Consider the following 8,620-nt stretch of genomic DNA (forward strand, 5'->3'; position numbering starts at 1 on the left):
GTGGATCCGTTTCGTCCCGGCGCGCCCGGGTCGAGATGAATGTAGCGAGCGTGGTTCCACGGTCCGGCGGAGCCGGACAGCAGTCCCGAGTAGAGGGCTCGCGCGAGCGGGTTCATCGCCACGATGTCGGACCGGTCGTTCTGCACGATGGCCGACAGATCGGTCATCTGGTCGAGGACCAGCTGCAGCGTCGCGCGGATCGCCGGTGTCGCAGGGCGCCGGGCCGGGGTCTTGGTCGCACTGCGCCGGCTGCCGCGGGTGAGGTGGAACAGATGTTGGCGTTCCAGTTCGTCCAGCTGGAGCGTGTTGGCGATCGCGTTCAGCACGGCGTCGGAGGCGCCGACCGCGTCACCGGCTCGAGCCGGATGTACCAGCTGACGCTCACGCCGGCCAAGGCGGCCAGCTCTTCGCGGCGCAACCCGGGAACCCGCGGCCGCTGCCGGCGGGGAGCCCGGCGTCCTGCGGGCGGATTCTCGCGCGGCGGGAGGCGAGGAACTCGCGCAACTCGTTCCTGGTGTCCATGATTTCGACTGTAGGCGCGTCCCCGCCGCTGAGGGGGCCACTGCGAGTGCCCCCCATCAAGCGGCTCTGCCAGCACGGACGGTCCTGCTGTTCTCTGGGGTCATGACCACCGCACGGGCTTACGCCGCCACTTCCCCCACCGGCCCCTTCGTCCCCACCACCATCGAACGCCGTCCGGTCGGACCGCACGATGTGTTGATCAACATTGCCTATTCGGGCACCTGCCACTCGGACATCAGCACCGTCCGCGGCGACTGGGGCCCGGCCTCCTACCCGCTGGTCCCGGCCACGAAATCGTCGGCACCGTCGCGCAGGTCGGCTCCCAGGTCTCCCGCCACAAGGTCGGCGACCGGGTCGGCGTCGGCTGCATGGTGAACTCCTGCCGCGAGTGCGTCAACTGCCTCGCCGGTCTGGAGAACTACTGCCTGAACGGCGCCACCTTCACCTACAACAGCATCGACCGCGACGGCACCGCCACGCAGGGCGGCTACGCCACCCAAATCGTGGTCGTCGAGGACTTCGTGCTCAGCGTTCCCGAGAGCATCCCCTTCGCGGCCGCGGCCCCGCTGCTCTGCGCCGGCGTCACCGCCTACTCGCCCCTGGCCCACTGGTACGTCCGCTCCGGCACGAAGGTCGCCGTCGTCGGCCTGGGCGGCCTCGGCCACCTGGCGGTCAAGTTCGCCCACGCGATGGGCGCCGAGGTAACCGTGCTGTCGCAGACGCTGGGCAAGAAGGACGACGGCATCCGCCTCGGCGCCGACCACTACTACGCCACCAGCGACGCGAGCACCTTCCCGACACTGGCGAACCACTTCGACCTCATCGTCAACACCATCAGCGCACCGATCGACGTGCAGGCGTACCTGTCGCTGCTCGCCCTCGACGGCACCCTGGTCAACCTCGGCGCACCCGCCCAGCCGCTGCCTGTCTCGGTGTTCGCCCTCATGGGCAACCGCCGCTCCTTCGCCGCGTCCTCGATCGGCAGCATCGCCGAGACCCAGGAAACGCTGAACTTCTGCGCGAAACACGCCATCGCACCCGAGATCGAACTCATCACGGCAGCCGAGATCAACACCGCCTACGAGCGCGTCCTCAAGTCCGACGTCCGCTACCGGTTCGTGATCGACGCGGCCACCCTCTGACCGGACACCCTCCGGCACCGCTGTGCAGCGGCCACACGCACACCTACGGCGTGCCTAGCCCTGGTCAAGGGTTCCTTACGGTAGAGCGGAGGCCGGCGCGTACTTATCCGACCTTCGTCAATGATCTCCTCCATGGGGCACCTTCCGGTGCTCAGACGTGTGTGAGGGCGCGCGATTCACGCGGTGACGATCACGTGCCTAACAACCCGCGCGGAGTCTTCACGCCATGATCGCCTGGGCCAGCGCCGACATCCTCGACGAGGTGCCTGATCATCCACGAGTTGTCGCGAACTTCGCCCGCAAGTACGGGGGCTTCGACGTCACGACCGAGTCCTACTCCGGCCCACTCGTGCTCCTGCGCCTTACCATCACCCGGTGGCTGCTCGATGGTTCCGCTCAGTAACGTCGGCGTCTGCTCGATCACCGACGTCCGCAACCTGAGGGATCTGCCGATGTGAACACGTGCCCCATGGCCAGTGGTTCCATGATCGAGGCGACAGGCTACTTCAATTGTGGATCACTCTTTCCCGGCCGGACGAAAGCTTTATCGAGACTTCCAGCTCCGCACCCCTGAAGTCTAGAGGGAACTTCATGGTCGCCCCGGACAACGTAGCCGGGAAATCTAGATCGACTTCAGCAAAACTGTTGGCCGCTAAGGGGGTCTGAATGCCGAGTTGAAGCGTTAGGGTGCGACGAATTCCGTCGTCGCATCGGTTCCCGAACGCGCTCAATGTCCCCGCGACAGGCACGTCGGGGCCGCGGGCGGAAGGGGTTCCCGACGCCGCCTCCACACTCTCTGCCGCCACCCCCTTGAAGGAGATCCGATTTGATGCTCCTCCTGTTTCATTGATCACACTTTGCACCGTGTACCTAACGTTTATGTCCCTACCGGGAGCCTTGCAGGATTCGGGCCCTTCCAACCAATTCGCGGACAGCTCCAGCAAGCTAGCGTATTGCGCATTTTTGTCCGGGTTCTGAATCGTAATACGAATTCTCTGTTTGGGCTCATCTCCGCGATCGGAGCTCTGCCCTGGCGGGATGACGACATCTGCACCGACTACCCGAGGCCCTCCGCTGAATCCCAAAATATCGTAGAAGACGTAACTTTGCGTAGTTGGCACGAGGAGCAAGGTAAGAACGCCGGTGTAGAGGAATACAGTCACCAAGATTGGTAGCCGACTCGGTGAAGCGTGTCGCCCCCTTGCTTTTTCGGCAAGCCGGAAAACCAAAAAGGGAGCCGAAAATAGGGCGCCGCCCAGACTCAAGGTCGTCAGTAGAGGTGGGCCGTTGGTGACCGACGATAGGACCGTCGTAACTCCGCCGGCAAGGCTGACGAACATCGACCAGTCGACGGCTGTTCTACTTCTTTCTTGATCGGCATCAGTCGTTGCCATGATCGCCTTTCGCCGGGAGGCGGCCCAAGCATGATTCCAGCATACTGTTTGAGTTCAAAGGCTCAGGCCCAAGCACTGCACGTGTGCGCTCATCTAGCCGCCATCCGAGCGCGGAGCCGGGAGCGCCGTCATGCTGGGTAGGCGTCGCGCGCGAGCGAGCGCACTCGATCATGGGTCGAGGTGACGACGCCTCGAGGACTTTGCCAGCATTGGCTGATGCATGGCGCGATGGGCTATCCGTTCGTTCCGCGGTCGAACCGGTTCCTCGCGGCCGGCCAGTTCTGGGCACTGCCGCTGTCCGATGGGGGCTTCGCGTGCGGGCGCGTCATGGCCGTGCCTGCCTTCGGAGCCAAGGATCGTGTGGGAGTGGTGGTCGGCCTGATGGACTGGACAGCCGACGTGCCGCCTACGTACGAATCCATCGCCGGGCACGGAATCCTCGAGCAGGCGAAGTCCCGCTTCGAAGCGATCTCATCCACGGGCGGCCAAGTGCTGGGCGTGAGGCCGCTTGATCTGGACGGCTTGGTTCCGGTTCTGTTCAACGAGCAACATGTTGGAGCCGTGGATCGGGTGTGGGGGTCACTGGTTATCCGTGATATGGCCGAGCAGTACTTCAGTCCGTGACGATCCGAACGCCTCAGCGTCCGGATCTGCCGCGGGTAACGCGCGCACCGGCAACGCGCCCGCCGAGGACGGATGATCGCTCGGCAAGCGTTCCCTGCAGCCCTCGAGATCTGACGGTTCTCTTTTCGGATCCAAGATCGAGTGCACTCACCTGCCGCCGAGCGCACGCGCTGGCCGGCAGTGAGCCGTCACGCGGTGTGACACCGGCCGGTATCGGCCCGATGCCAGCTCTTGCCGAGTTGCGTACGTCGATGTTCCGCGCGGTCGCGTGGACGAGCGCCCGATGCCGACGACCTCAGGCTGTTGGCATCGATCGCGATGCCGCAGTTGCCAACTGGATGAGCTCGCGCCGATCGGCAGCCGGGTCGAAGGCATCGACGTTGAGCGAGATCGCCACAGCCGAACGCTCGACCGGCGTGGTCAACGCCGCAACCGTTCGTCCGCTGCGCTCGACCATCACCACCGCCGGCGGCAGATATCCGGCCAGCATCTCCTTGAAGATCGCGTGGTTCGACGACAGATATTGCCGTACCAGGGCGTCCACGAAACGGGAAAATGCCGCCGGATCGACCGCGTACTCGTCGACCCCCAGATCCACGACTCCGCACGGCAACTCAACCGTCGGCGCCAGCGCCTCGGTCATCCGGAAGAACAGCTGGGCCACCCTCGTAGCCGGATTCCACAGAGTCTGCCCGGTCGTCGCATCGTCGAAGTACTGACTCACCGCGTCATGATCGCAGCCGCCCCACGGCACGACCACCAGATTCCAGGCCAAAACCGGCGAGCCCGTCCGCGCTTCGCCGAGCGCACGGATCTGCCGCTCCGGGCGTCCTGGCGTTCATCGCTGGTGATGACGCACGGTGATATATGGCTGCCTTTCCCGCCTCCGCGCCCGATGTTGCTCTTCCGATCAACTCGTCGTGCGGGCCGCAGCGTCCGCCTTCCTGGGCCGCTACCGCGGCCAGACCCGCGTGGCACACCGACTCCGACCTGCACGTCTTCCTCCGCTGGTGCACCAACCAGGACCTCAACCCGCTGACCACCCGCCGGGTCGACGTCGAGCGGTATGTGCGCTGGCTGCAAGAGGTACGCCAATACCAGCCCTCGACGGTCTCCCGGCGACTGTCGGTCTTGGTCGGCTTCTAGCGAGTCTGCGTCATCGACGCCATCCTCGAACATTCCCCAGCCGACTACGTCCGCCGCCCCACCGACCCTTGGCCTGGGACACCTGCAGTTCGAGGCCCTGATAACCACCGCGTGCTGCGCGTCCACGGCAAAGGCGGCAAGGTCGTACTCGTCCCGCTGCCACCCGCGGTGGGGCCGTTGAGGAACGCCTCAGCGGGCCGATCCTGCGCAACACCATCGGCGCCGGCATGGACCGGCACGCCGCGACCCGCAGGCTCAAGCACCTCGCCGCCACCGCCGGCATCCGAATGTCGAGGATGCACCCGCACATGCTGCGCCACACGTTGGTGACCACCATGCTCGACGCCGGCGTCAACCTCCGTGACGTGCAGATTGCCGCCCGTCATGCCGATCCCAAGACCCCCGTGCGCTACGACCGGGCTCGCAAGAACCTTGACCGGCACCCCAACTACATCCTCGCCGCCTACATGGCCTCCGGTACCTAATATCGAGCGACGGACCAGAGCGAGCGACTCTGCCGATGAGCGCGCATCTGATCACGTTGTTCTGCTTGGCGCCGGCGCCAAGCGGTCGTCCCCGCCTCGCGCCGGCGCCGTCGTCAGGCTAGGTGAGGCCCAGTACCTGGGCGAGGTGGTCCACTTGGGTTGGGTCATCGGCGTAGCAATACAGGACAAGTTCGTCGGCGCCGAAGGCGCGGTACGCGGCGACGGTGTCGACGAGTTCAGCCGGGTCAGCGATCGGTACACCCCAGTCATCGCGGCCGTAATAGGCGGCAATAGCTGAACGAGCTGGTGCGAAGGCCGAGCCGAGGGCGACGTTGACTTGACAGACCAGCCGGGGCTGTCCGCTGCGTTCGGCGGCGGTCCATTCGCGGTGGACGATGCTTACCAGTTTGTCGGCCCAGGCGAGCGGGGCTGCGCATAGGAAGCCGTCACCGTGGCGGGCGACTCGTCGTAGGGCGGCGGGCGCGAACGCGCCGATGAGGATTTGAGGCCCGCCCGGGGTGGCGGGTAGCGGGCCGATGACCGCGTCCGGGTAGGGCTGGCCGAGCCAAATGCGACGTAACTCGGTGAGTTGGGTTTCCAGGAGGCTGCCTCGGGCGTTAATGGGCGTTCCGGCGGCGGCGTGGTCATCCTCGCGGCCGCCGATGCCGATGCCGAGGGTGAATCGTCCGCCGGACATGAGGTCGAGAGTAGCGATCTGTTTAGCCAACAGGGCGGTGGAGCGCAGCGGGCCGAGCAGCACTTCGGTTTGCAGCCGGACTCGTGACGTCGCGCCTGCCAGCACGGACAGTGCTGTGAGCGGTTCCGGGTTGTGGTAGGCGAGCCTGTCAAGCAGGGCGAGGGTGTCGAATCCGGAGGACTCGCCGCGCCGCGCCCAGTCGGTGAGCAGACGCGGGTTGCTGATGGGTAGGCCGAGACCAATTCGCATGGAGGCTCTCCTTGAAGAGGGCAGCGTTCAACAGCTGTCGCCCTCTCCTCCCACGCATGGGGTGGGCCCCCGGCTCTTCCTGCGACGCACTTCTTGAGCGGGGAAATGGAGTTCCGGTTGTCAAGGGTACCGCGCCGCTCGATTGTTGCCAGGTGCGGGCGCACGTCGCGGATAGCGGCTTCCGCTACCGAGACACCGTGGGTAAATGCCGCCGACGAGCAAAGGGCCGGAGCCGCCTTCCGTGCGGCATTCGCGGTGCGGTTCGGTATCCGGATCTGGCGCCGACCGCGCGGCGGACTGTCGAGGTCCGTCACGTCGGGTAGGCGTCGGCCTGGGCGCGGGCTGTGCGCTTGGGCCGAGGAGCGGAGGTTCGATCTTCGTGGGTGGCGGTCTCGCACCCGAGGTATGTGGTTGCGTGTGATGCGCCTTCGCCGCGTGGGGGCCCAGTGATGTCGACTACGATGGCGAATATGGACGTCCGCCGGTTGGTGTTCGTTGCCGGGGATCGTTTCACCGGCTCGGTGAGTGTGGTCGCGGACGCCGATAATGTCTGGCTCGACCTGAGACGGTTCTTTTCGTTGGCATTCCTCGAGGAGGAGGAAGACCGCCGGCTGCGTTTGCGTCAATCAGTGCGCCTGGTCGGTGCCGACGCCGTGCTGGATCCCAACTGCCTTTACGGTTGGCGGGCCCACTTCTGTTTGGCCGAGGCCTCGTCCAGCCGCCTCCGCGAGGCGCGCTGCTTGCCCGCTGCGCGCTCAATCGCACCGTGGCCGAAACCGAGGAGACGACGGCAGCCCGCATGACTGAGTCAGTTCACCCAGCGACCGGCCATCTGGACAGCGACCGATGACGGCTGCCGACTCACCGTCAGAGGTCCGCTATATCGGTCGTGACGATGCCGTACTGCGGCTAAAGCTGTTGCAGGCATGGGGACTGCGCTGCTATTGCTGCCGTCGGCCGCAGGAGTACCGCGATGTGGAGATCGACCACATCATCCCGCGGACGATCTCCCCTGCGCGCCTCCAGCAGCTAATCGAGCTACACGGTCTCGCCGCCGACTTTGACCTGAACGCCCTCTCGAATCTGGCACCCATTTGCGGGGCGTGCAATACCGAGAAGAGCAACCGAGACGACGTGCTTGACTCTCCCCGGTTCGCCCTTCAGCTGGTAGAGGCCCGGCGACTGGCATCCGTTGTGGAGCGCCGAGTACGCGAACACACCGGCGGCAATGCTGTAACGCGGCTGCTCACCGACGCCGCGATGGCAGACCTGGGCAACACGGGAGCTCGGCAGGCGTTTCTCGAGCACGCTCCCGGGATAGTGCAGAAGCTGGCGCTCATTGACCCATCGGCGGCCGACTTTCTGAGCAGCCGAGATGTTCCACTAGACTTAGAGTACGACCATGTCGTCGTGCGCGCGACGCTTAACGCCCGTGGCCGAACCACGGTCGCCGTCGTGGAGGAGCTTTGCGACTTCACGCTGCCTCAAGCCATCGGCCCTGCCGTCAGGCAGCTGATAACCGCCACCCGCGAATCGGTGACGAAGACGCTCATGGGCATGGAGCACGTGTACGGCTTCGCCTACGAGGATGCGCTGACGATTGACTACATGGCGCTGGATATCGACACCCTCGACTTCAGCCGCTCCGGGACGACGCTGACTGTCACGTTCGACGGACCGTTGGAGGCCCACTTCACGGCGGCCGTACTGCAACACATGCCAGGGTGCGCCGCAGACGACGACACCGACGATGAGGTCGCTATCAATGAGGACCTTTGGCAACTCCTAGTGCACTCGGCTGACGACGCCGTCGGATACGCCACCATGTCCGGCGGCTTCCGCCTGAAGGCTACGTTTAATCTCGCGTCCGGAGTGGTCGAACGGATTGCCTCTCAGGGCGCATTGACCACGTGGGAAGCCACTATCCTCGGCTTGCGGTAGGGCTGCGCGGCACCAGAATGCAGCGCAAAGCGTCGACGGTAAGGAAACATGGCTTGAAGCCTGGGCCTGGTCAATCACCCGCACATGGCCGGGCTGCGGTCGTGCCACCAGAAGATAAGTAGCCGCGGATAGCGAGCGCTGTGGGTGCCGTAGCCACGGCGCGTTCCGAGCCGGTCCAGAACGCGGCAAGGTTGAGTTACGGTGTGGGCCATGCTGTAGCCGGCCAGGAGCGTGCCATCGGCAAAGTGCTCCCGGCCTCGCGTGCCGCCCCGCCTGGCCAGTGGTCGCCCTTCCTCGGCCAATGTCCCCGGACGTCGCGACTAGATGTTCTGACCCGTGAGGTTGGGGACGCGGCTGGCGGGTGGTTGGCCGCCGAGTGCGGTGTGTCCGCGGTGATGATTGTAGGAGTGCAGCCAGGCG

The 8,620-nt window shown here is 65.4% G+C and carries 10 protein-coding genes and 2 pseudogenes; 7 read left to right on the forward strand and 5 right to left on the reverse strand.

Annotated features, from left to right (window positions below; translation table 11 throughout):
* Positions 1–77: 77 nt before the first annotated feature.
* Together AB0C26_RS38425 and AB0C26_RS38430 are read right to left on the reverse strand one after the other, a co-directional pair.
* Positions 78–167, reverse strand: a pseudogene (locus AB0C26_RS38425) (transcriptional regulator); the annotation flags it as partial.
* 214 nt (positions 168–381) lie between these two features.
* A complete protein-coding gene (locus tag AB0C26_RS38430) occupies positions 382–522 on the reverse strand; it encodes a hypothetical protein (RefSeq protein ID WP_360257964.1) in 141 nt (46 codons plus the stop codon).
* A gap of 102 nt (positions 523–624) precedes the next feature.
* Here AB0C26_RS38430 and AB0C26_RS38435 point away from each other — a divergent pair.
* Both AB0C26_RS38435 and AB0C26_RS38440 read left to right on the forward strand, forming a co-directional pair.
* A pseudogene (locus AB0C26_RS38435) lies at positions 625–1,664 on the forward strand (NAD(P)-dependent alcohol dehydrogenase).
* 226 nt (positions 1,665–1,890) lie between these two features.
* The gene (locus AB0C26_RS38440) at positions 1,891–2,067 is read left to right on the forward strand and encodes a hypothetical protein (protein WP_360257967.1); all 177 of its coding nucleotides are present in this window, start codon (positions 1,891–1,893) and stop codon (positions 2,065–2,067) included.
* Between the two features lie 103 nt (positions 2,068–2,170).
* Here the strand turns inward: AB0C26_RS38440 and AB0C26_RS38445 are convergent, their stop codons facing one another.
* Positions 2,171–3,058, reverse strand: a complete 888-nt coding sequence (locus AB0C26_RS38445; RefSeq protein ID WP_360257969.1) for a hypothetical protein — start codon at positions 3,056–3,058, stop codon at positions 2,171–2,173.
* Between the two features lie 216 nt (positions 3,059–3,274).
* Here AB0C26_RS38445 and AB0C26_RS38450 point away from each other — a divergent pair, with 216 nt between their 5' ends.
* Entirely contained in the window at positions 3,275–3,682 is a 408-nt protein-coding gene (locus tag AB0C26_RS38450; protein WP_360257971.1) for a hypothetical protein, read from the forward strand.
* A gap of 295 nt (positions 3,683–3,977) precedes the next feature.
* Here AB0C26_RS38450 and AB0C26_RS38455 read toward each other — a convergent pair whose 3' ends face one another.
* Positions 3,978–4,406 carry a DUF6086 family protein gene (locus tag AB0C26_RS38455; RefSeq protein WP_360257973.1) on the reverse strand — a complete coding sequence of 143 codons (429 nt, stop codon included), beginning with the start codon at positions 4,404–4,406 and terminating at the stop codon, positions 3,978–3,980.
* A 143-nt stretch (positions 4,407–4,549) separates the two neighbouring features.
* Between AB0C26_RS38455 and AB0C26_RS38460 the strand changes: the two genes are divergently transcribed.
* Complete coding sequence (locus AB0C26_RS38460; protein WP_360257975.1) at positions 4,550–4,828, forward strand: hypothetical protein; 279 nt, start codon at positions 4,550–4,552, stop codon at positions 4,826–4,828.
* 227 nt (positions 4,829–5,055) lie between these two features.
* Complete coding sequence (locus AB0C26_RS38465) at positions 5,056–5,313, forward strand: tyrosine-type recombinase/integrase (protein WP_360257976.1); 258 nt, start codon at positions 5,056–5,058, stop codon at positions 5,311–5,313.
* 118 nt (positions 5,314–5,431) lie between these two features.
* Here AB0C26_RS38465 and AB0C26_RS38470 read toward each other — a convergent pair whose 3' ends face one another.
* Entirely contained in the window at positions 5,432–6,259 is an 828-nt protein-coding gene (locus tag AB0C26_RS38470) for an LLM class flavin-dependent oxidoreductase (RefSeq protein WP_360257978.1), read from the reverse strand.
* Positions 6,260–6,729: 470 nt separating this feature from the next.
* On the opposite strand from AB0C26_RS38470, the gene AB0C26_RS38475 reads away from it, so the two are divergent.
* Positions 6,730–7,062, forward strand: coding sequence for a hypothetical protein (locus tag AB0C26_RS38475; protein WP_360257981.1), 333 nt, complete (start codon positions 6,730–6,732; stop codon positions 7,060–7,062).
* A gap of 172 nt (positions 7,063–7,234) precedes the next feature.
* Positions 7,235–8,200, forward strand: coding sequence for a hypothetical protein (locus AB0C26_RS38480; RefSeq protein WP_360257983.1), 966 nt, complete (start codon positions 7,235–7,237; stop codon positions 8,198–8,200).
* The last annotated feature ends 420 nt before the right edge of the window (positions 8,201–8,620 follow it).

The organism is Actinoplanes sp. NPDC048796 (assembly GCF_040650035.1).
Taxonomy (GTDB): domain Bacteria; phylum Actinomycetota; class Actinomycetes; order Mycobacteriales; family Micromonosporaceae; genus Actinoplanes.

Bases quoted from the DNA above. Each gene is read 5' to 3' on its own strand.
- AB0C26_RS38430 (WP_360257964.1), bottom strand. From the start codon at position 522: ATGGACACCAGGAACGAGTTGCGCGAGTTCCTCGCCTCCCGCCGCGCG.
- AB0C26_RS38440 (WP_360257967.1), top strand. From the start codon at position 1,891: ATGATCGCCTGGGCCAGCGCCGACATCCTCGACGAGGTGCCTGATCAT.
- AB0C26_RS38445 (WP_360257969.1), bottom strand. From the start codon at position 3,058: ATGGCAACGACTGATGCCGATCAAGAAAGAAGTAGAACAGCCGTCGAC.
- AB0C26_RS38450 (WP_360257971.1), top strand. From the start codon at position 3,275: ATGCATGGCGCGATGGGCTATCCGTTCGTTCCGCGGTCGAACCGGTTC.
- AB0C26_RS38460 (WP_360257975.1), top strand. From the start codon at position 4,550: ATGGCTGCCTTTCCCGCCTCCGCGCCCGATGTTGCTCTTCCGATCAAC.
- AB0C26_RS38465 (WP_360257976.1), top strand. From the start codon at position 5,056: ATGGACCGGCACGCCGCGACCCGCAGGCTCAAGCACCTCGCCGCCACC.
- AB0C26_RS38470 (WP_360257978.1), bottom strand. From the start codon at position 6,259: ATGCGAATTGGTCTCGGCCTACCCATCAGCAACCCGCGTCTGCTCACC.
- AB0C26_RS38475 (WP_360257981.1), top strand. From the start codon at position 6,730: ATGGACGTCCGCCGGTTGGTGTTCGTTGCCGGGGATCGTTTCACCGGC.